The following is a 21,507-nucleotide window of genomic DNA, read 5'->3' on the forward strand; positions in this document are numbered from 1 at the left end:
TTTCTCGCGGCCCGCTGTCTCTCAGTTGTTCGATCAGCTGTCTTCTGTCCCCTCGGTATACTGCACCCGGAACTCGAGTGCCGGTAGCGACGACGTCGTCGCGGCGACTCCAAAAAAGAATACGGCCTGACGGTCAGCTTACTCGTCCTGGTCAGCCCACGCGAGGAACAGCTCCTCTTTCGTGGTCAGCCCCTCGTCGGGCAGGGCGTGCTCGACGACGTAGCTGCTCGCCTCGTGTTCGTTGTCCCACATCGCCTGGTGGGCCTCGGGTAGGTCGTCCCAGTCGACGACCGCTGGATCGGTGAGGTCGATCTCGCCGGCGTCGATCGCCTCGTTGAGCTGTTCGACCTCGTAGGCGTTGCTCAGGTGCGTGCCGAGGATCTCCGCGGTCGGCATCAGGACGTCACGCTGGCGCATCCACACCTGCGGGGCGTACATCGAGTAGCGGTTGTCCTCGAGATCCTCGCTGTAGACCACTTTGCCGGTGTGTGGTTGCGTGAGCATCGTACTCACGAACAGGGCGTCGTGGTCGGCGCGCTCGAAGACCACGTCGGGGTAGCCACGTGGGTTCTTCGGCGTCCGGAGGTGTGCGCCGACCGCCTGGCCGAGCGGCTTGAACACCTCGTCGGTGAACTCCTGGACCTTCCGTCGGAACGTCTCGGGGTCGTCCTGTGCGTTCGGTAGGTCCGGCAGCGTCTCCGGCCAGCGGAACTCGTCCTCGCGGCGTTTGAGGTCTTCTAAGCTGACCGTCCCCTCGACGGCGTCGCCGTAGCCGAGTGACTCGACGAACTCCTGTTGTTCGTCGGTGTAGGTGACCACGGCGATCCGACCGCCGGCCTCGCGGGCGTCCTCGATCGCTCGCAGGCCGGTCTCGTCGACGACGCCGTCGGGGCCGGTGTCGGTCCCGTAGTAGACGAGCACGCCGTCGCCGGCGCGGACGTCGGCACGCTCGTACATCTCCGCGGGCGTCGACGTGCCGGGCTTGCCAAGGAACGTCAGGTAGTAACCGGTCGAAGCGCCGTAGAACGTGAGCTTGCCACCCTCCTCGAGCATCTGGAACGTCCGTGGGAACGAGAGTTCGCCAGCGTGGCTCACGGCGTAATCGGCGCGTCGTCCGTCGTGTTGCTCTTCGAATTCCTCGACGAACTCACGGCCGGCTTCCTTCCAGTCGTCCCACTCGTCGGGATCGCGCGGAATGCGACCCCAGATGTCGCCGTACGGGCCGTCGGTCCGGTCGATCGCGTCGGCTCCGAGCGTCTCGATGCGTTCGGCCCGTTCCTCGCTGGAACACAGCCCCGTGACGTCGACGTCGTTTCTGGTCGCCAGCTTGGTCGTCTCCCAGCCGGTCCCCGTCGAGGCACCCTCGACGAACATCGTCGTCTGGGGATCGATGTCGAGCGTCGTAAACAGCGCGCGCCAGACGGTACCGGTCGCGAGGATGTACGCACCCGCCTGCTCGATGGTCGCCTCCTGTGGGATCGGCAGGACCTGCGGACCCTGGGCCAGCATGAACTGCTGGTGGCTCCCGTTCGGTCCCTGGTATCCCTGGATCGAGAAGTCGGCGTACATCGGATCGAGTCCCATCGTCGGCGAGAGCACGTCGCTCTGGCCGGAGTAGATCGTCACCAGGTCGCCGATCGCGACTCGACCCTCGCGCGTGACGGCCTCGCCCGCGTCGACGACGAGTGCGACCCCACCACTGCCGGTGATGTGGTAGTCCTGGTCGTGGGCGTCGAACTGGCTCACCGGGATGCCGGTGATCGCCCAGATGTCGTTGAAGTTGACCTCGCTCGCTAAGACGTACAGCAAGACCTCGTTCGGGCCGGGCTCTTCGACCGGGACGACCTCCTCGACCTCTGCCTCTTCGGGGTCGCCGTGGTCTGCCTCGCCGGTCTCGTCGTCTTTGGTAACCGCCTGGGCGTACTGGTACTCCGGCAGCTCGTCGACGCCGGGATAGAACGGCTCGCCGGGCTCGAGGAGTTTCCCCTCCTCGACGAGCTGTTGTTCCTCCTCGGGCGAGGGATCGAACCGTTCGCGCGTCGGCAACGGCTCGCTCGCACGGTCGAGGAACTTCTCGATGCCCGCCTTGCCGCCGACGGGATCGACGACGGCTTCGGCGAAGTGGGTCGCCTCGGCCTCGAGACCGGCATCGATACCGTCTTCGAAGCCGGTCCGGATCGCCTCGATCGCTCGTTCGAAGGCCTTCTCGCGGCCTTCGCTCATGTACGCACACTGATTGCGGTTGCGCTCGACGACCGGATCCTCGAGGACCGCCTCGGGGAACTCGTCGGGCTCGCTCCAGGCCTCGCGGTTCTCGAGACGCTGTTCGCGGGCCTCGGCCAGCACGCCGTCGCCGTCGGCGACGTGTTCGCGGGCGAGTTCGGACGCTCGCGCCCGGGCGGTCCGCTCGGTCTCGAGTTCGTCGATTAGGCCCATCTCGAGGGCGTCGTCGGCGTCGACGTTTCGGCCGTTCGTGATCACCTTCACCGCGTCACGGACGCCCGCTTCGCCGCGTCGTTCCGCGAGCAGACGGGGTAGTCGCTGGGTGCCACCGTAGCCCGGGATGAGGTTCAGGTTGAGTTCGGGCTGGCCGAACTCGGCTCCCGGATCGGCGACCGAGTAGTGAGCTGCGAGCTGTAACTCGTTACCGCCACCGAGTGCGGAGCCGTTGACGGCGGCGACGACCGGCACCGACAGCTCCTCGATCCGTCGGAACGCCTCGTGGGCCTTGTTCGGGAACGAAATCGCCTCCTCGAACTCGTGGACCTCCTCGAGGAACTGCTCGATGTCCGCGCCGGCGACGAAGTTGCTCGGGCCGGCACCGGTCACGACGACCGCGCCGACGTCCTCGCGCCGGTCGAGGTGCTCGAGGACCGTGTTGAGTTCGTCGAGTGCGCGCTCGTTGAGCGCGTTCACCGGCGGGCTGTCGATCGTCACCGTCGCGACCTGCTTGTCGGTGTCTGCCCCGCGGACCGCGTTGTACTGGACCGTGACGTTGCGGTACTGCTCTAAGATCTCCTGTTCGGCCGCCAGTTCCTGGCGACGTCGCCATCGCTCGCACTTGGGCTTGATGTCCTCGATCGTGCCCGGGTTCTTCAGCGTCGTCGTGTCGCCGATCTCCTCGCCGTTCAGCATGGCGGTGAGCATCCGGCGCATGTACTTCCCGGATCGGGTCTCGGGGAAGGCCTCGACCTCGATGAACTCTTCGGGCACCGCGGTGATGCCTTTCTCCTCTTTGACCAGCCGGGAGAGGCGATCTTCGACCTCGGTGGTCAGTCGGTCGTTTGGCTTGGTCTGGACGAACGCGACCGGTGTCAGTCCCTTCTCGTGATGGTCGGCACCGACGACGACGACGTTCGCCACCGGCGAGTCGGGATTGATCTGTTTGTCCTGGAGGATCGCGCCCTCGATCTCCTCGGTGCCCATCCGGTGGCCGGAGACGTTGATGACCTCGTCGGAGCGACCGTGGAGGCTGAACGAGCGGTCCTCGTACTTCTTGGCGAAGTCACCCTGGAGGTAGGCGTACTCGCCGTCGTTTTCGACCCAGTAGACGTCCTCGAAGCGTTCGGCGTTGCCCTTCCAGTCGTCCTTCCAGGAGTCGGGACCCCAGTTCTCGAGGTCGCCCCAGACGTACCGCATCAGGTACGGGTAGGGCTCGCGGATCATGATCTCGCCGCGTTCCTCGTAGTCGGCCTCTCGCCAGGTAATCGAGCCGTCCTCGTGTTCCTCCTCTTTGACCCAGACGTCGCCGAACACCCACGGCAGCGGGTAGTTGTGGGCGTCCGGACGCAGCTCGAAGTCGTCGTTACCGAAGAAGTGCGTCCAGGCGATCCCGCCGTGTTCGGTCGCCCAGTAGGAGTTGATGTACCACTCACACAGCTCGTCCATCCCGAACTGCTGGACAGCCGGGCTCACGGGCTCGGCACAGAAGGTCGCGACGCGCAGGGAGTCCGTGCTCCACTCACGCATGTCGCTTATGCTCTCGTCGTCCTCCATGATGCCCTTGAGGAAGGTCACGCCTGCCTTGAAGATCGTCGCGCCGTAGCGTTCGATCACCGAACTGAACCGGCCGGCGTCGGGGTAGACGGGCGCGCCCTCGAGCAGGACGCTCGTCGTCCGGGTCGACAGCGAGGCGCTGATGAGATAGGACTGGCCCGTGATCCAGCCGGGGTCGGCGATGACGAACATCGTGTCCTCGCCGGGGACGACGTCGAAGGAGGTCTTCATCGTGTGAGCGATGCCGGCGGTGTAGCCGCCGTGGACGTGGACGACGCCTTTCGGCTTGCCCGTCGAACCGCTGGTGAAGATGACAAAGAGCGGGTACTCGGCGTCGACCGGCTCGGGCTTCGAGCTCGCCCACATCGCCCGGACCAGCTCCCTGTCGGAGAGGTCATACAGGTCCTCGAACGCCTCGAGGTCGAAGCCAGCCTCGCGAGCGTTTGCGAGGACGTCCTCGCGGGCGTCGGCGAGCAGGTCCGCAGACCACGCATCCCGACCGTGCATCTGGATCTCCTGGCTCGTGTGTTCGACGACGATTACCCGTTCGACGCGTTCGTCGGAGTCGACGAGCGCCTGGGCGATCTCGGTTCTGATCTCGGATTTCTCCTCACCCGAGAGGTCGCCGAACTCGGCAAGCGCGTTGCCCACGCCACGCATCGCCTGGGCTCGTTCGACGGTTATCTCGCCCTCGATCGCTCCCTCGACCCCCTCGAGGATGGCCTCGGCGTGGTGGTCTTCGGTCGCGAGATCAGCGAGTGTCTCCTCGACAATCTCGGTCACGGTGTCGACGGGCAGGTAGTTGTCGAGCGCCGGATCGCCGTACTGCTCTTTGTACGGCACGACCTCGGCGTTGCGGTAGCCGCCGTCGCTCGTGATCAGGACGTCGGCGCCGAGCCGTGCGATGCGGTCGGAGAGCGTCTTGTCGCTGAAACCGCCGAACACCGGGGTGTAGACGATCCCGAGACGCTTTGCCGCCTCGGTGTAGTAGAGCTGCTCCATGATGTTCGGCATGTTCAGCGCGATCCGATCGCCCTTCTCGAGGCCGAGGTTTTTCAGCACCTGCGCTGCAGAGACGACGCGGACGAGCAGTTCGCGCCGCGAGATGTCCTCTGAGACGACGGGTCCGCCACGCCCGTCGTTTTTCGACTGGTCCCACCGGTCGCCTTCGAAGTGAAACGCCGTCTCGTCGCCGTGGCCGGCGAGGACGTTCCGATCGACCTCGTTGAAGCAGGCGTTCGTCTGTCCTCCGGAGAACCACTCATAGAGCGGGGCATCCGAATCGTCGAACGCCACGTCCCACGGTTCGTGTGACTCGTCGTAGTCGCGCTCGACCGGCGTTCCGTCCTCGAACTCGAAGCCGGACCAGGTCGCGTCGTCGTCGTCCCAGGACAGCCACTCGTCGTCTCCCTCGTGGTACCAGTGGATCTCCTGTTTCGCGATGGAACCGTGGAACGCGCCCGGATCCTCGCGTGCTTGTTCGCGCATCGACTCCCAATCCTCGGCGGTGCGGATCGGGTTCGATCGAATCTCTCTCTCTGTGCTCGGTCTGTCTGCTAATACGTCTGGGTCTGACATGGAACCGATGTCTGAAGTCGTTCATCTCGATAGCTTAAAGTGATTACGGATCACGTAGTCTTTCCCGTTCGGGACGCCCGAACTGGCTGCCGGTTTCGCCAGAATTGCCCACAACGCCGGCCGGCTGGGAGTCGTCTGCTACCATCCACCAGGATTTAAGGAAACCCACGCCAATCGAAGTAGTATGGCGTCAGTACCAGCGGTTGAGCTTCCCGTGTGTCAGGAGAAGATACTGCACGTATTGATCGAACTTCACGACGAGTCCGGCGGCGCGATCAGAGGCAAGGACGTCGCGGCCCGAGTCGACCGGAACCCGGGGACGGTCCGCAACCAGATGCAGCGACTGAAATCGCTCCAACTCGTCGAGGGCGTCCCCGGTCGCCACGGCGGCTACAAACCCACCGACGCGGCGTACGACACGCTCGAGGTCAGACGAGGAGACGATCCCGACGACGAGTCCGCGGTGCCGATCGAGCACGAGGGCGAGTCCGTCTCGCGGGCCGACGTCGACGATATCACGTTCTCGAGCGTCCACCATCCCGACCTGTGTCGAGCGGAGATTCACGTCCAGGGATCGATGACGGGGATGGAAAACGGCGACAGCGTCGTCGTCGGCCCGACGCCGGACTCGAACCTCGTCATCGAAGGCCGAATCGACGGCATCGACGACCTGAACAACGTCCTCGTGTTGCGGATCGACGAGATGACTGCTCCCGGCAGGACGCGGTAGCGCTGGTTTCTGTCGCAGGGATCGGCGGTCGTGAGTACGGAAACCACACACCGATACGGACTGCTGTGAGTCATTTTCCACGCAACCGCGAACCGCCTTGGGTTGCGCCGGTAAACCGGTACAGCAACCCGTAGAAACGACGTGACGGTCCGGCGTTCGAGCGTTCGAGACGAGAACAGTTGAGCCGAAACCTGTCTCTTGTGTCGGCCAGACTCGCTGGGTCGGCCGTCTCAGGCCAGTCCGATCCGCTCTTCGTACGCACCGTGGTGTTTCTTGAACACGTCCATGATCTCGCCCATCGTCGCGTACGCTTTCACGGCGTCGATGATCGGCGGCATTACGTTCTCGTCGTTCGCGATCGCGTCCGACACCGCCTCGAGAGCCGCCTCGACATCGGCGTCGTCTCGTTCGTCTTTGACGCGTTCTAAGCGACCGAGCTGTTTCTCTCGGACGCTGTCGTCGACCTCCAGAATCTCCGGGTTCGTATCCTCTTCGATGGTGAACTCGTTGACGCCGACGACGACTTCCTCGCCTGCGTCGACTCGGTTCTGGTACTCGTAGGAGGCTTCCTGGATCTCCCGGTGGAAGTAGCCCTCTTCGAGACCCACGAGAACGCCGTCACGGACCGAGCCGTTACCCATCTCACGGATCTCTTCGATGTAGGCCATCGTCTCCGCTTCGACCTCGCTCGTCAGCTTCTCGATGGCGAAACTACCGCCCATCGGATCGACGATGTCGGCCGCGCCGGACTCTTCGGCGATGATCTGCTGGGTGCGAAGCGCCACGCGAACGGCCTCCTCACTCGGCAGTGCGAGCGCTTCGTCGTAGCTGTTCGTATGCAGCGATTGGGTGCCGCCCATGACTGCCGCAAGCGCCTGAATCGTCACTCGAGCGATGTTGTTAAGCGGCTGCTGGGCCGTCAACGACTGGCCCGCGGTCTGGGTGTGGAACTTCAGTCGCTTCGACTCCGGTTTCTCCGCACCGTACCACTCGTCCATCACGCGAGCGTAGATCCGCCTGCCGGCGCGGAACTTCGCGATCTCCTCGAAGATCGAATTGTGGGAGTTGAAGAAAAACGAGAGCAACGGCGCGAACTCGTCGACGTCGAGGCCACGATCCATCGCGTCTTCGACGTAGCCGAAGCCGTCGGCGAGCGTAAAGGCCAGTTCCTGAATCGCCGTCGAGCCCGCCTCGCGGATGTGATAGCCCGAGATCGAGATCGGGTGGACGTTCGGCGTCTCCTCGACGGCGAACTCGACCGTGTCGGTGACTGCGTCCAGAGACGGCTCCGGGGGAACGACCCACTCCCGCTGTGCGATGAACTCCTTGAACATGTCGTTTTGAAACGTCGCACGGATCTCATCGCGGGGAACGCCCTGCTGGTCTGCAAGCGCGACGTACATCGCGTAGACGACCGGTGCTGAGGGGTTGATCGTAAACGACGTCGAGACTTCCCCGACGTCGATTCCCTCGAAGAGGATCTCCATGTCCCGAAGGGTGTCGACGGCGACGCCTTCCTTGCCGACTTCTCCCTCACTCATCGGGTGGTCCGAATCGAGCCCCATCAGCGACGGCATGTCGAAGGCCGTCGACAGTCCCGTCTGACCGTTCTCGATCAGGTAGTGAAACCGGTCGTTGGTCTCCTCTGCCGTCCCGAAGCCGGCGAACTGGCGCATCGTCCACGTCCGTCCTCGATACATCGTCGGGTACGGGCCGCGAGTGTACGGCTCCTCGCCGGGAAAGCCGAGATCCTCCTCGAAGTCGAGGTCGGCGACGTCTTCTGGCGTGTAGAGTCGATCTACGTCGTGGTTCGATACAGTGACGAACTCGTCTTTGCGCTCTCCGTGGCGGTCCAGGATGGGTTCTAACTGCTCGTCCTCCCATCGCTTTCGATGCTGGTTGATCCGCTCGAGGTCGTCTTCATCGTACATACGTTCAGAAACCCTCTATCGCCCTGATTATAACGTTTGTGCTGTCCATGGAACGATCTCCGTGCCAGATGGTTCTCGTAGGCGGAAAAATACGGTTGTGTGGGCCGTCCTATATGACCCGATCTTGCAGATAGTCGAGATGTTTCGCGTTGTAGACGATCCGGACTTCCTCGGCCGCGGGGTGGCCGATACAGGTCAGCCGGACCTGTCGTTCCTCGACTTCCTCGTCGCTCAAGATCTGTTGCATGTCCATCTCGATCTCGCCCTCTTTCAGAACCGACGCACAGTTCGCACACGCGCCAGCACGACAGGAAAACGGCCAGTCGTAGCCCTGGGCCTCGGCGGCCTCGAGGATGTACTCGCCTTCGGCGACCTCGAGTGTGCCGTAATCCTCCTCGTCGAGGCCGGCGTCGGCGGCCTTTTCGAACAGATCGTCGTCGTCGACGCTCCAGCCTTGATCGTCCAGTGCTTCGTAATTCAGGTATTCTACTGTCGGCATCAGTTTCCGATGAGGGCTCCGTATTGGTATACCTTGCCATTGCGGTACAATTTCCACTCGCTGTACGTTCCTGATCGCGAAAATACGACACGGTGACGGCAGATCCGATGACGCCGACTTACAGCGGGACGTTCCCGTGGTCTTTCGGCGGCCCATCGACGCGCTTTCGCTCGAGCAACTCGAGGTCGTCGATCAGTCGTCGTCTCGTATCCTTGGGCTCGATCACGTCGTCGATGTAGCCGCGTTTGGCCGGCTTGTACGGGTTCGTAAACTCTTCGCGGTATTCGTCGATCAGCTGTTCGCGACGCGTCTCTGTGTCGTCGGCTTCGGCGAGTTCGTTGCGATAGAGGATGTTCACGGCCCCGCGTGGCCCCATCACGGCCATCTCGGCGCTTGGCCAGGCGTAGTTGACGTCGGCCTCGAGCTCCTTCGAGGCCATGACGATGTAGGCGCCGCCGTAGGCTTTCCGCGTGATCACCGTCAGAAGCGGCACCGTCGCCTCGGCGTAGGCGTAGATGAGTTTGGCACCGTGTCTGATGATGCCGTTGTGCTCCTGGTCGGTACCGGGCATGAAGCCGGGCACGTCGACCAGCGTCACGATGGGGACGTTAAACGAGTCACACGTCCGGACGAACCGTGCGGCCTTCTGTGAGGCGTCGATGTCGAGCGTGCCGGCGCTGACCCGTGGCTGGTTGGCGACGATTCCGACCGACCGGCCGTCCATGCGGGCGAAGCCGACGACGACGTTGCGCGCATAGCCCTCGTGGACCTCGTAGAACGATTCCTCGTCGACCACCTCGTCGATGACGTTGGTGACGTCGTACGGTTTCTTCGGCTCCTGGGGGACGAGACTGCCGACGTCGGCGTCGCGGTCGGGGTCGTCCCACGGCTCGACGCGGGGCGGATCTTCCAGGTTGTTCTGTGGGAGATACGAGAGCAACGCACGGATGGAGTCGAGCGTCTCCTCTTCGGTGTCACAGGCCATGTGTGCGACGCCAGAGGTGTCGGCGTGGGTCTGTGCACCGCCGAGTTCGTTCATCGTCACCTGCTCGCCGGTGACCGTTTCGATCACGTCCGGGCCGGTGATGAACGCGTGGCTCGTGTCCTTCACCATGAAGGTGAAGTCAGTCAGCGCCGGCGAGTACGTCGCACCGCCGGCACACGGTCCCATGATCGCCGAGATTTGCGGAACGAGTCCGGAGGCGTCGGTGTTGCGCTTGAAGATCCGCGCGAAGCCGACGAGCGAGGTCACACCCTCCTGAATGCGTGCGCCACCCGAGTCGTTCAGTCCGATGATCGGGACGCCGGCGTTTACGGCCTGGTCCATCGCCTTCGTGATCTTGTCGGCGACGACCTCGCTGACAGATCCCCCCAGCACGGTGAAGTCGTGGGCGAAGACGAACACCTTCCGGCCGTCGACGTCGCCGTAACCGGCGACGACCGCGTCACCGGGGAAGCGCTTCTCGTCGAGACCGAAGTTGCTCGAGCGGTGTTCGACGAACGTATCGATCTCGTTGAACGTTCCGTCGTCCAGGAAGTAGTCAATCCGCTCGCGAGCGGTCATCTTCCCCTTCTCGTGTTGGGCTTCGATCCGCTCTTCGCCACCGCCGATGTGTGCCTGCTCGCGTCGGTCCCGGAGTTCTTCGACCGGGTCGTCCGCATCAGTCATCGTCTCTCACCTTGTCGTCGCCGACGACGATCGTCGTCATTTTCGGTGTAGTCGTCGCCACGCCGGTCGTGACGTGGCAGGGCTGTCGATTCCGCAGTAACGGGCGTTTCGGTTGTATCCTCAGTCATGTGTTAGTATCTGGGTTCTCGATGAGCACGGCAGTCGTTGTCGTTCGGTTCAACTGATTCATCGCGGGTCGCAGGGCAGTCGACGCGTTTCGGTTCGGTCACACCTTTCAGTGGCGGCCCATCCATAATGAATGTTCATGGCAGATGTTGCCTGAGCGCTCGTCGTTCGGTCTCCGATCGCGTCAACAACACCAGCTCGCATGACATGGCCGGAACGAAAGCACCCGTTCGCCGGTCGTCTCCGAGGTGACCACGTCGGGCTCGACCGTCATCCCGTTTTCGACGTCGTCGACGTCGATTTCGACGAGTTGTCCCGTGAGTCGGACCGGACCGAAGTCCGCGATCGCGACCGCGTACGGTGTGTCGTCTTCGAACGCCGGCGTCGCTACGCTGGTGACGGTAAACGTCTCGACGTCTCCGGTCGCCGGTAGTGGTGCTGACTCGACGGACGTCGACCCACAGTCCGGACAGACGCGCCGCGGTGGAAGAAAGCTGTGACCCTCTGTACACTTGAGGTAGTACGGCTCACCGCGCTCGACGGCGTCCAGCCAGTCGTCGAACCCCTCGTCTCTGACTGTTTCGCTCATGCGACCACCTCCGGAGCGAAGCCCCGGCGTAGTTGCTTTCGCTCACTGCGTTCGCTCATGCAACCACCTCCAAGACGTGCACGATCGCAGTCGCGACGGTCCCGCCAGCGTTGTGCGTAAGTGCCGTCGTCGCGTCCTCGAGGTGTTCGCTGTTGGGGTGGTCTCCCCGTAGCAGCGACGTCGCCTCCGCGATCTGTGCCGCACCGGTCGCGCCGACGGGGTGGCCCTTCGCTTTCAGCCCGCCGGAGAGGTTGACCGGCGTCTCGCCGTCCGCAGCCGTCCGGCCGTCCCGTGCCGCCGAGACCCCCTCGCCGAGGGGCTCGATGTCGAGCCCTTCGATCGCGAGCACCTCCGCGATCGTGAAACAGTCGTGGACCTCCGCGAGGTCGACGTCACCGGCCGTAACCCCAGCGTCGGCGTAGGCCTCCTGGCCCGCCTGCCGGGTCGCCGGCGTCCGTTCGAGAAACTCGCGATCGTGTAACGCGAGCCGGTCACCGCCCTGGCCGGTGCCGGTAATCGCGACCGGTGCCTCGAGGTCGTGGGCCTCGGCGTAGGACTCGCTCGTGAGTACGAGCGCCGCTGCACCGTCGGAGATCGGGCAGGCGTCGTACAGGCCAAGCGGCGTCGAGATTTGGGGTGCCTCGAGGACGTCTTCGGTCGCGATCGCCTGTCGGTGGTGGGCGTTCTCGTTTGCCAGTGCGTTTTCGTGGTTTTTCACCGCGATGTGAGCGAGATCTTCCTGGCCACCGCCGTAGCGTTCGAAGTACGCCCGGGCCATCAGGGCGTACGCACCTGGGAACGTGATCCCGGCTCGGACCTCCCAGAGTTCGTCGGCGGCCATCGCGAGCCCTTCGGTTGCGCCTGCGGTGCCGAGGTTCGTCATCCGCTCGGCACCGCCGACGAGAACGACGTCCGATTCGCCCGTCCGGATCTGTTTGACCGCCGTCCGGACGGGGACGCTTCCCGAAGCACACGCCGCTTCACATCTGGTCGCTGATCCTCGTACGCCCGCAGCTTCGGCCATCAGTGGCCCCTGGTGGCCCTGGTGCTCCGATAACTCCCCCATGAAGTTCCCGTAGAGCACTTCCTCGATGTCGTCTCTGGGAACGTCGGCGTCTTCGATCGCGTCGTTGCTCGCTTCTCCGAAGAGATCACGGCCAGTTCGATCGGGGAACTCGCCGAACTTCGTGAGTCCGATACCAGCTACTCGTACGTCACTCATGCCCGTACGCTCGTCGAACGACGTGTTATACCTCGTGATTCCCTCCAAACTCGCCGCATCTGTCGTACAAACGATACAAACATGATTAAGGAGTATGTATCGTGTTACCAGTTAGCTTTTATAGTTGGTTCTCGTTCTCTGCCAAGAACAGGTATGCAGAATGTCGAACAGGCAGTACTGACCGAATCGTCCACGTCACCGGACGCGGACGAGATCGCAGATGCAGTGTGCAACGCCGGTATCAGCGGCGCTGGTGGAGCAGGGTTTCCCTCGTACATGAAGTGGCAGGCACTGGACGACGTCCAGTATCTGATGGTGAACCACCAGGAGAGCGAACCGAACTTCTACGGCGATAAGTGGCTGCTCCGAGAGCGGACCGAGGAGCTCGCAGCGTTCCTCGAGACGCTCACGGAACAGCTGCTCGACGCCGTCGTGATCGGGGCCAAAGCGAAAGACCGCGACAAGTGGATGCAGGAGTTCGAGGCGGCGACGGACGCGACGACCTACGACCCGGACGAACTCCCGGCCGACGTCGAACAGGATTCCGGCGTCGTGATCACGTACACGGACGACAAGTTCCAGTACGGAATGGAGCAGGTGTTGCTTCCGACGACGACCGGCACAGCGATCGCCGGCGACAACGTGCCGACCGACCACGGCTGGATCGTTCACAACACCGAATCCCTGTACAACGTTTACCGGGCACTCGTCGACGACGCTCCAGTGACCCGCAAGCTCGTTCACGTCGGAATCGACGTTCCACGACACCGGTTCCTCCAGGTTCCGGTCGGCACACCGTCGTCGGTGTTGCTCGAGGCTGCGGAGACGTCGCTGGAGGCGGTACAGGACGAGAAGGTCGCGCTCAAAGGCGGCCCGGGCTGGTGTTTCGAAGTCGACGACCTCGCCGAATTTACCGTGACCAAGGCGACGAACGGGCTGTTGCTCTCGAGTCCCGAGACGGTCGAGGAACACAGACTTGGCGAAGAGCGGATCGACCTCCTCGATGTCGACGACTGGGACGATGACAATCACGAGACGACGCCATCGACGATCAGCCCCGAACGCGTCCGGATCCCGATGATCACCAACCCGGCCTACGAGGGGCTCGTCAAGCCGAGCGAGCCGGTCGTCACGGAGGGCCAGGACGTTACGGAAGGTGACGTCGTCGCCGAACCGGCCGCAGACGGTATCAGCATCGCACAACACGCCTCGATCGACGGGACGGTCACCGACGTGACCGACACCCACGTCGAGATCGAGCGCAACTAACCCCCAGAACAACACACATGATACGTATGGACCGAAACACGGACGTACCCTCCGGGAGGGAACCCCGGAGCATACCATCGATACCACACAGCGATCGCGCAGACGTCATCGACACCTCGGACGCTTCCGGAGACGACCAGCCACCGTCGCTGGCTGCCGTCATCGACGGTCTCCGGACGGCCGGCGCCGAGCGAATCAGTATCGTCATCGAGGACGAGTCCGGCCACAAGTACGTCGAAAACGGCGAGGTTCTGCTCGAGGTCAAAACGATCTACGACCGTGTGGAGATGGAAGACCGCCTTCGCGGCCGACTCGAGGACGTCGGCGACGTCGTCCGCTGGAACGGACGGAAGTACGAGTTCGATGCACGTGTCGCCGACGACACCGTCGCGACCGACTCGCTGACCGTCTACGGACGTTTCAACGACCACCGAGCAACGACGCGAACGGGCGGAACGCTTCATCCCGGCGCGTGAACTCGGCGTCGCGACCACCGCGTTGAGCCAGTGACGAGCTGATTTTCCCGCGTCGGCGATCGCCTCGCGTGTCGTCTCCGTGGCTCGAGACAGGGAGACGAACACGTCGGGTGACAACCGCTGTAAGTAACGGAGAGACTAAGGGCACGCCAGTACAACGGCGTGTCATGGAGCGGCGAAAAGTACAGCAGCTCGGAGGATCTACGCTGGCAGTAAGTCTGCCTCTGGAATGGGTCGAGGAAAACGGCGTCGAGAAAGGTGACGAAGTGTACGTTCCGGCCAGTCGGGGATGTCTGCGCGTAGTTGCTGATCAAGGGCTCACCGACCACTCGACGGCGACGATCCACGCCGAAGAACTCGGTGAGGATGCCCTCGAGCGAGCGATCATCGCACAGTACGTCCTCGGACGTCGGACGATTCGCATTACACACGCCGAGGACACACTCGCTAGCGGCCACATCACCGCCGTCTACGACGCCGAATCACAGCTCATGGGCCTTGGTATCGTCGAGGAAGCGCCAGGTCACGTCGTCGTTCGCTGTTCGGTCGACCCCGCTGATTTCAACCTCGCCGAACTGCTCGAGCGCCTCGAGTCGACGGGACGAACGATTCGTGACGACGCGATGAAAGCACTCGCGTACGCCAACCCCGAGCTGGTCAGGAACGTCACCGGACGAGAGCGGCAGGCGAATCGGATCTTCGTTCTCCTGTTGCGGCTCATCTACACCGGTTACCAGAACCCGATCGTGGCCCGCGAGATCTGTCTCGACGACGAGTTGCCGCTGATCGCCTACCGATCGATCGCCAAGAACCTCGAACTCACCGCCGACAGCTCGCAGGCACTCGCCGAACTCGTCGTCGAGATAAACCGCCAGGAGATCGACGTCGACGATACGACGGTACGAGAAATACGCAATCTGTCCGACCGCATCGACGAGATCGCTCGGGAAAGCGTTACGGCAGCGATCGAACGCGATTACGACCTCGCGATGACGCCGCGTGAACACTTCAGGACAATAGTCGACCACAAAGACGCGATTCTCGACGGTCTCGACGGCAGCGTCGAAACGCAGTCGTACGTCCGTGACGTGCTCGTTCGGTTCCAACAGATCGCGGAACACTCGCTGCGAAACGCCGAAATCGCCGCGAACATCGCACTCGTCGAGGACTCGGAGTACGTGACGGTCGGCAACTGAGCTGTCCGGTCAGCGTCCTCCGTGCTTTTCTTCCTCGCGCTCTCTGAGTTCGATGCGGCGGATCTTTCCGCTCGAGGTCTTGGGTAGCTCGTCGACGAACTCGACCCGGCGAGGGTACTTGTACGGTGCCGTCTCCGATTTCACGTGCTCTTGAATGTCCTCGACGAGGTCGTCGCTTTCTCGTCCGTGGTGTTCCTCGGCAAGCACGACGTAGGCTTTGACGACGTTGCCGCGTTCTTCGTGCGGACTGCCGACTGCGGCGGCTTCCGAGACGGCCTCGTGTGAAACCAGCGCGTCCTCGACCTCGAAGGGGCCGATGCGGTATCCCGAGGAGATGATGACGTCGTCAGCTCGTCCCTCGAAGAAGAAGTAGCCGTCCTCGTCTCTCCGGGCAAGATCTCCGGTGCGGTAGTACTCGCCGTCGAACGTTACCTCGTCGAGTTCGGGCTTTTCGTAGTAGCCGTCGAAGATCGCCGGACAGTCGACCGGCGCGGCGATCTCGCCGATCTCGCCCGGTTCGACCTCGGTTTCCTCTTCGGTGTCGATGATCGTCGCCCCACAGCCCGGAAGCGGCTTGCCCATGCTGCCGGGTTCGACGTCGATCCCGGGGTAATTGCCGACGATCGCAGTCGTCTCAGTCTGACCGTATGCGCCTCGGGGGGTCACGTCGAGTGCGTCCTCGAAGGCCTCGATCGGCTCGCGGTTGAGCGGTTCGCCGGCCGATAGCGCGTCGGTGAGCTCGAGGTCGTACGACGCGAGGTCTTCTTGGGCCCACATCCGGTACTGGGTCGGAACCGCACAGAGTTTCGTCACACCTTCTTCTTCCATCAACTCGAGGAACTGGATCGGTTCGAACTCCCCGTCGTAGATGAACTGGGTCACACCCGTCGTCAGTCCGACGCCGACGGGACTCCAGAACCACTTGGCCCAGCCGGTGCCGGTCGTGGCCCACATGAACTCGTCCTCGATGCCGTCGGCGTCGCGGCTCAGTCCCCACCAGTACGACGCGTTGATCTGCTCGAAACACCGCATCCACCGGTGGCGGTGCATTACGGGCTTGGGCCGTCCCGTCGTCCCGCTCGTGTAGTTTATCGACATCGGGTCGGACGCCCCGACCGCTGGGCCGTCGTGGTCCGTATCCTGCCCCTCGAGGAGGTCCGCAAACGACTCCCAGCCGTCCTGGTCGCCGTCGAGGGCGATCGTCTGCTCAAGCGGCGTCTCCTCGAGCACTGGTTCGACCATGTCGGTCAGCGACTCGTGGGCGACGATCGTGGTCGCTTCGCAGTCGGTCGCTCGGAAGTTGATGTCTTTCGGAGCGAGCATCGACGAACACGGGACGACTAACGCCCCTCGTTTCAGTACGCCGAGTTGGATGGCGAAGGTGTCGGGATGGCGCGGGAGCAAGTGCATCACGCGATCGCCCTTTCCAACGCCCATGTCGGCGAGTGCATTCGCAAACCGATTCATGTCCTCCCTGAGGTCGGCGTACGTTCGCTCGGCCGTCGTCCCTTCGTCGTCGCGAAACCGGACTGCGACCCTGTCGCCGAACGACGCTGCGTGTGATTCGATCGTTCCGGGAAGAGAGTAGTCTGTTGGAATATCCCAGTCGAAGTCCTCGAAACCCGATTCGTGACTTGCAGTCGTATCTGTCGACATGCTCGTCCGAACCCATGTGTAGATTACACATAATAGTTAGTGTGTGTTCGATACTGGCCAGCATACCACGCGCGTGAACGGACGTGATGGTGATTTCGACCGTCGCCGGTCGAAATCAAGTCACTCGGTACGTCCAACGGTATGACGAAACTGTCCGCCGGGGAAGGGCGGACGGGAATGGCTGAGATGAGTCCTCAACTACGAAGTGCTGTGTGCACAACTGGCCGCGAGCGGATGTCTAATCCAGCATCAGCCAGCAACAGAACATGTAAACTCCGTCCTATTAATCGTTTTGGTACCTGAGGGGACACCTCAGAGACGGAGGCACAATTTTAAGTGGTAGAGTCGATTCTACGTAGACGAATGCTTCAGTTCGACTGTCCACGGTGTGATACCACCGTCGCCGAGGAGGACGAGCCGTACGTCTGTCCCGAATGCGGATACGCGCCGCCGCACGGATCGGATTAGTCCCAGACGTCATCCGTCGACGCGCCGTTACGACCGCTGCTGCCGGTCGGATCGTACCGATCGCGTCCCGACTAGCGGTCGCTTCGTTGAATCACCGGGACGAACTTTACCGCGACATCAACAGTAAAGGACCGATCACCCGTTGGTCCGTGTATGGACTTCACGCTCTCCCCGGAGCAAGAACAGATCCGCGAGATGGTCGCCGAGTTCGTCGACGAGGAGATCGTTCCGGTCGCAGACGAGATCGACCATGACGACGAGTTTCCGGCCGAGCTCATACGCGAGATGGCCGAACTCGGCCTGATGGGGATGCCGTTTCCCGAGGAGTACGGCGGTGCGGGCCTCGATTACCACTCGTACGCGATCGGCCTCGAGGAGATTTCCCGTGGCTCGGGCGGGATCGGCACGATCCTCGCGGCCCACATCTCGCTTGCGGGCAACATGCTCTACGAGTTCGGCGACGAGGCCCAGAAAGAGGAGTACCTGACGCCGCTTGCGGCCGGCGAGGAGATCGGTGCGTTCGCGCTCTCGGAGGCCGGTGCGGGCAGTGACGTGCCGGCGATGGAGACGACCGCCGACCGCGACGGTAACGAGTACGTCATAAACGGTGGCAAGCTCTGGATCTCGAACGGCTCGGTCGCCGACACGGTCACCGTCTTCGCGAAGACCGACCCCGACGCCGGCACCAAAGGGGTCTCCTCGTTTATCGTCCGGCCCGATGAAGACGACGGCTTCCACGTCGAAGGAACGGAAGAGAAACTCGGCGACAAGGGCTGTCCCACCGCTGAACTCCGCTTCGACGACCTCCGGCTCCCCGAAGACCGTCTGATCGGCGAGGAAGGACGCGGATTCGTCCACGCCCTGAAGACGCTGAACGGCGGTCGAATCACCATCGCCGCCAGATCGATTGGCATCGCCCGCGCGGCCTTCGACGAAGCACGCGAGTACGCCAGCGAGCGCGAACAGTTCGGCCAGCCCATCGGCGAGTTCCAGGCGATCAAACACAAACTCGCGGACATGGACACGAAGATCCAGGCCGCGAAACTGCTCATGCACAAGGCCGCCGACAACAAGATTCGTGGCGAAGACTACATCAAAGAAGCCGCCCAGGCGAAACTGTACGCCTCCGAAGTGAGCACCGAGGTGGCAAACGAGGGCATCCAGATTCACGGCGGCTACGGCTACACCAAAGACTTCCCCGCCGAACGCTTCTACCGCGACGCCAAACTCAACGAGATATACGAGGGAACGAGCGAAGTGTTGCGAAACACGATCGGCGATCACCTGCTCGATTGAGTTCTGTCCTCCTGGACGCTGTCGCCGACCTGTCGAACTCTTTCGAACCTACTTGACCAATCCAGTGTCGCTCTGGATCTGAACGGAGTCTGCCGTTCACTCGAGGACGACTAAGGTGTCCCCCATGTCGACGCTGTCGCCTTCGGCGACGGCGATCTGTGAGACCTCGCCGCCGCGGGAGGCGACGATGTCGTTTTCCATCTTCATCGCCTCGAGGACGACGAGCACGTCGCCGGCGGCGACCTCCTCGCCTTCGTCGACGTCGACCGAGAGGATGGTGCCTTGCATTTCGGCGTCGACGACTTCGCCGTCGCCCTCGATCTCGACGTCGTCGCCGTCGCTGGCACCGATGTGGTCGGGTCGGGAGGCGGTGGCGTCGCCGCCGTCGACGGCGGGCATCGGGGGTGCGTCGCGTTCCTCGAGTTCGACCTCGAAGCGTTTGCCGTTGACTTCGACGGTGAACTCGCGTTCGACGACCTCGTCGTCGGCTTCCTCGCTCGTGGTGTCCTCGCCCCACTGTTGTTGGGCCTCCTCGATGCGGCTGTGGTCCATCTCCTCGTCGAGATACTTCGTGGTGTGGGTACTGGCGACGAACTCTTCGTCGGTGAGCATCAGCCGGTGGAAGGGGATGATGGTTGGGATACCCTCGATGTCGTACTCACGGAGGGCTCGCAGCGAGCGGGAAATGCACTCGTCGCGATCCTCGCCCCAGACGACGAGTTTGGCGATCATCGAGTCGTAGTCGGTGACGAGGTCGTCGCCCTGGCGCAGGGCGTCGTCCATGCGGACGCCGACGCCACCCGGCGGATCGTACGTTTCGAGGGTGCCGCCGGTGGCGGGGGCGAAGTCGTTGGCGGCGTTTTCGGCGTTGATGCGGAACTCGATGGCGTGGCCGTCGAACGTGACGTCGTCCTGCTCGAAGTCGATCTCCTCGCCGGCGGCGATCTGGAGCTGGCGTTTGACGATGTCGATGCCGGTGATCTCCTCGGTGACGGTGTGTTCGACCTGGATACGGGTGTTGACCTCGAGGAAGTAGAAGTTAGCGTCGGGTCCGAGTGGGCCGTCACGGCCGGGTTCCTCCTCGACGAGGAACTCGACGGTGCCGGCGTTGGTGTAGTCGGCGGCGGCGACGCCGCGGCGAGCGGCCTCGCCGATCTTCTCGCGGAGTTCGTCGGTCAGCGCCGCCGAGGGACCCTCTTCGATGACCTTCTGGTGGCGGCGCTGGAGCGAACAGTCACGCTCGCCGAGGTGACGGACGTTGCCGTGTTCGTCAGCGACGATCTGGACCTCGATGTGGCGGGGCTGTTCGAGGTAGCGCTCTAAGTAGACCGAGTCGTTGTCGAAGTAGGCCTCGCCCTCGCGTTTGGCGCTCTCGAGTTGGTCTTCGACCTCACTTTCGTCCCAGACGACCTTCATGCCGCGACCGCCACCGCCACCTTCGGCCTTGATGGCGATCGGGTAGCCGTGTTTCTCGCCGAACTCACGGACTTGCTCGGGGTCGGTGACGGGGTCGGTGGTGCCGGGAACGATGGGGACGTCAGCCTCGTCCATGATCGTGCGAGCTTTCGTTTTCTCGCCGAGGGCTTCCATCGCGTCGCCGGCGGGACCGACCCAGGTGATCCCCTCTGTGTCTTCGACTTTGCGGGCGAACTCGGCATTTTCGGCGAGGAAGCCGTAGCCAGGGTGGATGGCGTCGGCGTCGGCCTTTTTGGCGGCCCCGATGACGGCCTCGTGATCGAGATACGAGTCGGCTGCCCGGGCGGGACCGACGTTGTAGGCTTCGTCGGCGTAGCGGACGTGGCCAGCGTCTTTGTCGGCCTCCGAGTAGACCGCGACGGTGCCGATATTCAGTTCTTCACACGCACGCATCACTCTGACGGCGATCTCTCCACGGTTCGCGACGAGAACCTTCCTGAACATTCCTGATAGAACGGTTGCAGGGACTCTACCTTACTTTTTCGGATGGGGACGATTCTTTCGTTCGCCACACTACTGTCTACAGGGCTATGCCGAGCTATTGTATCGGTAGACGACGTCGTCAGAACTGACCGATACGGCCTGCAGCGGTCCAGGGATCGGTCGGGACCTCCGTCGGTACACGACCGTTCCAGCCGTTTTCCCCCGGCACGCGGCCGGCAAACGCCCATCGGTTGCCGTTCCACTTCTCTTCGGTCGCGTCTTCGGCCGCAGCGACGGCGGCTGCTCGCTCGAGGTCGGAGACGTGGGCTCCGATGGCAGCGACGATCGCGGCTGCCTCCGTGTCGGTCGCGGTCTGGGGAACGGTAACCGTAACGTCCCCGGCCGCGTCGTCGTCTGGTTCGAGTGCGATCTGTAAATCGTCGCCGGTAGCCGAGCGTTCTTTGGAAGCCATCGGTTGGGTCACTGTTTCGGTGTTCGCGTCGGTCGTGTCACTGGTCCGTTCGCTGCCGAAACCTTCCTGATCATTCCTGTCAAATAGCTCGTCCGGCTCACACCTTAGTTTTTCGGAAGGCGCAAACAGATGCGAAACCACAAGTCGAGTCATCTCGTTCGCGCAGTCGTCGAGACCGGTCGCTCGTCGGTCCGGGTCGAATCGGTACCTAGACGAACTCTTCGAGCTGGATCGACTGTGTCGTTTCCATCCACGCGCTGGGATTTTCCGAGTCATAGAGCACGATGCGCTCCTCGCTTTCGTAGGATTCGATCGTTCCCTCGGCTTTGGGACCGTCGTGCCTGCCGTCGCCGGTCCAGTCACTCCCGTCTACGGAATCGGACATATCAGTTACCTCTGTGCATGATAGGACCTATCACAGTATATGTGTTACGT

General features: G+C 62.9%; 15 protein-coding genes. 5 read left to right on the forward strand and 10 right to left on the reverse strand.

Going from position 1 to position 21,507, the window contains the following annotated elements:
• Positions 1-138: 138 nt before the first annotated feature.
• Complete coding sequence (locus QQ977_RS05470) at positions 139-5,574, reverse strand: AMP-binding protein (protein ID WP_285928046.1); 5,436 nt, start codon at positions 5,572-5,574, stop codon at positions 139-141.
• A 184-nt stretch (positions 5,575-5,758) separates the two neighbouring features.
• Here QQ977_RS05470 and QQ977_RS05475 point away from each other — a divergent pair, with 184 nt between their 5' ends.
• On the forward strand, positions 5,759-6,304 hold the full coding sequence (locus QQ977_RS05475; protein ID WP_285928047.1) for an Rrf2 family transcriptional regulator: 546 nt from the start codon (positions 5,759-5,761) through the stop codon (positions 6,302-6,304).
• A 230-nt stretch (positions 6,305-6,534) separates the two neighbouring features.
• On the opposite strand, the gene QQ977_RS05480 is transcribed toward QQ977_RS05475, so the two are convergent.
• The 5 genes from QQ977_RS05480 to QQ977_RS05500 form a co-directional block, all read right to left on the reverse strand.
• Positions 6,535-8,235, reverse strand: a complete 1,701-nt coding sequence (locus QQ977_RS05480) for an acyl-CoA mutase large subunit family protein (RefSeq protein ID WP_285928049.1) — start codon at positions 8,233-8,235, stop codon at positions 6,535-6,537.
• Between the two features lie 109 nt (positions 8,236-8,344).
• Positions 8,345-8,734 carry a ferredoxin Fer gene (fer, locus tag QQ977_RS05485; RefSeq protein WP_285928051.1) on the reverse strand — a complete coding sequence of 130 codons (390 nt, stop codon included), beginning with the start codon at positions 8,732-8,734 and terminating at the stop codon, positions 8,345-8,347.
• Between the two features lie 118 nt (positions 8,735-8,852).
• Positions 8,853-10,403 (reverse strand): acyl-CoA carboxylase subunit beta, encoded by a 1,551-nt coding sequence (locus tag QQ977_RS05490; RefSeq protein WP_285928052.1) that lies wholly within the window; start codon positions 10,401-10,403, stop codon positions 8,853-8,855.
• Positions 10,404-10,713: 310 nt separating this feature from the next.
• On the reverse strand, positions 10,714-11,118 hold the full coding sequence (locus tag QQ977_RS05495) for a Zn-ribbon domain-containing OB-fold protein (RefSeq protein WP_285928054.1): 405 nt from the start codon (positions 11,116-11,118) through the stop codon (positions 10,714-10,716).
• A 55-nt stretch (positions 11,119-11,173) separates the two neighbouring features.
• On the reverse strand, positions 11,174-12,340 hold the full coding sequence (locus QQ977_RS05500) for a thiolase C-terminal domain-containing protein (protein ID WP_285928056.1): 1,167 nt from the start codon (positions 12,338-12,340) through the stop codon (positions 11,174-11,176).
• A gap of 153 nt (positions 12,341-12,493) precedes the next feature.
• Between QQ977_RS05500 and QQ977_RS05505 the strand changes: the two genes are divergently transcribed.
• The 3 genes from QQ977_RS05505 (at position 12,494) to QQ977_RS05515 (ending at position 15,281) form a co-directional block, all read left to right on the forward strand.
• Positions 12,494-13,609 (forward strand): NADH dehydrogenase subunit, encoded by a 1,116-nt coding sequence (locus QQ977_RS05505; RefSeq protein WP_285928057.1) that lies wholly within the window; start codon positions 12,494-12,496, stop codon positions 13,607-13,609.
• 26 nt (positions 13,610-13,635) lie between these two features.
• A complete protein-coding gene (locus tag QQ977_RS05510; RefSeq protein WP_285928059.1) occupies positions 13,636-14,085 on the forward strand; it encodes a hypothetical protein in 450 nt (149 codons plus the stop codon).
• A 167-nt stretch (positions 14,086-14,252) separates the two neighbouring features.
• Positions 14,253-15,281: a phosphate signaling complex PhoU family protein gene (locus QQ977_RS05515; RefSeq protein WP_285928060.1), complete on the forward strand. Its 1,029-nt coding sequence runs from the start codon at positions 14,253-14,255 to the stop codon at positions 15,279-15,281.
• 9 nt (positions 15,282-15,290) lie between these two features.
• Here the strand turns inward: QQ977_RS05515 and QQ977_RS05520 are convergent, their stop codons facing one another.
• Complete coding sequence (locus QQ977_RS05520; protein ID WP_285928061.1) at positions 15,291-16,937, reverse strand: acyl-CoA synthetase; 1,647 nt, start codon at positions 16,935-16,937, stop codon at positions 15,291-15,293.
• Positions 16,938-17,558: 621 nt separating this feature from the next.
• Here QQ977_RS05520 and QQ977_RS05525 point away from each other — a divergent pair.
• The gene (locus QQ977_RS05525; RefSeq protein WP_285928062.1) at positions 17,559-18,701 is read left to right on the forward strand and encodes an acyl-CoA dehydrogenase; all 1,143 of its coding nucleotides are present in this window, start codon (positions 17,559-17,561) and stop codon (positions 18,699-18,701) included.
• A gap of 96 nt (positions 18,702-18,797) precedes the next feature.
• Here QQ977_RS05525 and QQ977_RS05530 read toward each other — a convergent pair whose 3' ends face one another.
• The 3 genes from QQ977_RS05530 to QQ977_RS05540 all read right to left on the reverse strand — a co-directional run bounded on the left by QQ977_RS05530 (position 18,798) and on the right by QQ977_RS05540 (position 21,457).
• Positions 18,798-20,621, reverse strand: coding sequence for an acetyl-CoA carboxylase biotin carboxylase subunit (locus tag QQ977_RS05530; RefSeq protein WP_285928064.1), 1,824 nt, complete (start codon positions 20,619-20,621; stop codon positions 18,798-18,800).
• A 118-nt stretch (positions 20,622-20,739) separates the two neighbouring features.
• Entirely contained in the window at positions 20,740-21,072 is a 333-nt protein-coding gene (locus QQ977_RS05535) for a hypothetical protein (RefSeq protein WP_285928065.1), read from the reverse strand.
• Positions 21,073-21,280: 208 nt separating this feature from the next.
• A complete protein-coding gene (locus QQ977_RS05540) occupies positions 21,281-21,457 on the reverse strand; it encodes a DUF7331 family protein (protein WP_285928067.1) in 177 nt (58 codons plus the stop codon).
• Between the last annotated feature and the right edge of the window lie 50 nt (positions 21,458-21,507).

The organism is Natrialbaceae archaeon AArc-T1-2 (genome assembly GCF_030273315.1).
Classification (GTDB): domain Archaea; phylum Halobacteriota; class Halobacteria; order Halobacteriales; family Natrialbaceae; genus Tc-Br11-E2g1.

Excerpts from the sequence above, each read along its gene's own strand:
- QQ977_RS05525 (WP_285928062.1), top strand. The coding sequence starts at position 17,559 with ATGGACTTCACGCTCTCCCCGGAGCAAGAACAGATCCGCGAGATGGTC.
- QQ977_RS05520 (WP_285928061.1), bottom strand. The coding sequence starts at position 16,937 with ATGTCGACAGATACGACTGCAAGTCACGAATCGGGTTTCGAGGACTTC.
- QQ977_RS05480 (WP_285928049.1), bottom strand. The coding sequence starts at position 8,235 with ATGTACGATGAAGACGACCTCGAGCGGATCAACCAGCATCGAAAGCGA.
- QQ977_RS05475 (WP_285928047.1), top strand. The coding sequence starts at position 5,759 with ATGGCGTCAGTACCAGCGGTTGAGCTTCCCGTGTGTCAGGAGAAGATA.
- QQ977_RS05500 (WP_285928056.1), bottom strand. The coding sequence starts at position 12,340 with ATGAGTGACGTACGAGTAGCTGGTATCGGACTCACGAAGTTCGGCGAG.
- QQ977_RS05505 (WP_285928057.1), top strand. The coding sequence starts at position 12,494 with ATGCAGAATGTCGAACAGGCAGTACTGACCGAATCGTCCACGTCACCG.
- QQ977_RS05470 (WP_285928046.1), bottom strand. The coding sequence starts at position 5,574 with ATGTCAGACCCAGACGTATTAGCAGACAGACCGAGCACAGAGAGAGAG.
- fer (WP_285928051.1), bottom strand. The coding sequence starts at position 8,734 with ATGCCGACAGTAGAATACCTGAATTACGAAGCACTGGACGATCAAGGC.
- QQ977_RS05530 (WP_285928064.1), bottom strand. The coding sequence starts at position 20,621 with ATGTTCAGGAAGGTTCTCGTCGCGAACCGTGGAGAGATCGCCGTCAGA.
- QQ977_RS05535 (WP_285928065.1), bottom strand. The coding sequence starts at position 21,072 with ATGGCTTCCAAAGAACGCTCGGCTACCGGCGACGATTTACAGATCGCA.
- QQ977_RS05540 (WP_285928067.1), bottom strand. The coding sequence starts at position 21,457 with ATGTCCGATTCCGTAGACGGGAGTGACTGGACCGGCGACGGCAGGCAC.
- QQ977_RS05515 (WP_285928060.1), top strand. The coding sequence starts at position 14,253 with ATGGAGCGGCGAAAAGTACAGCAGCTCGGAGGATCTACGCTGGCAGTA.
- QQ977_RS05490 (WP_285928052.1), bottom strand. The coding sequence starts at position 10,403 with ATGACTGATGCGGACGACCCGGTCGAAGAACTCCGGGACCGACGCGAG.
- QQ977_RS05510 (WP_285928059.1), top strand. The coding sequence starts at position 13,636 with ATGGACCGAAACACGGACGTACCCTCCGGGAGGGAACCCCGGAGCATA.
- QQ977_RS05495 (WP_285928054.1), bottom strand. The coding sequence starts at position 11,118 with ATGAGCGAAACAGTCAGAGACGAGGGGTTCGACGACTGGCTGGACGCC.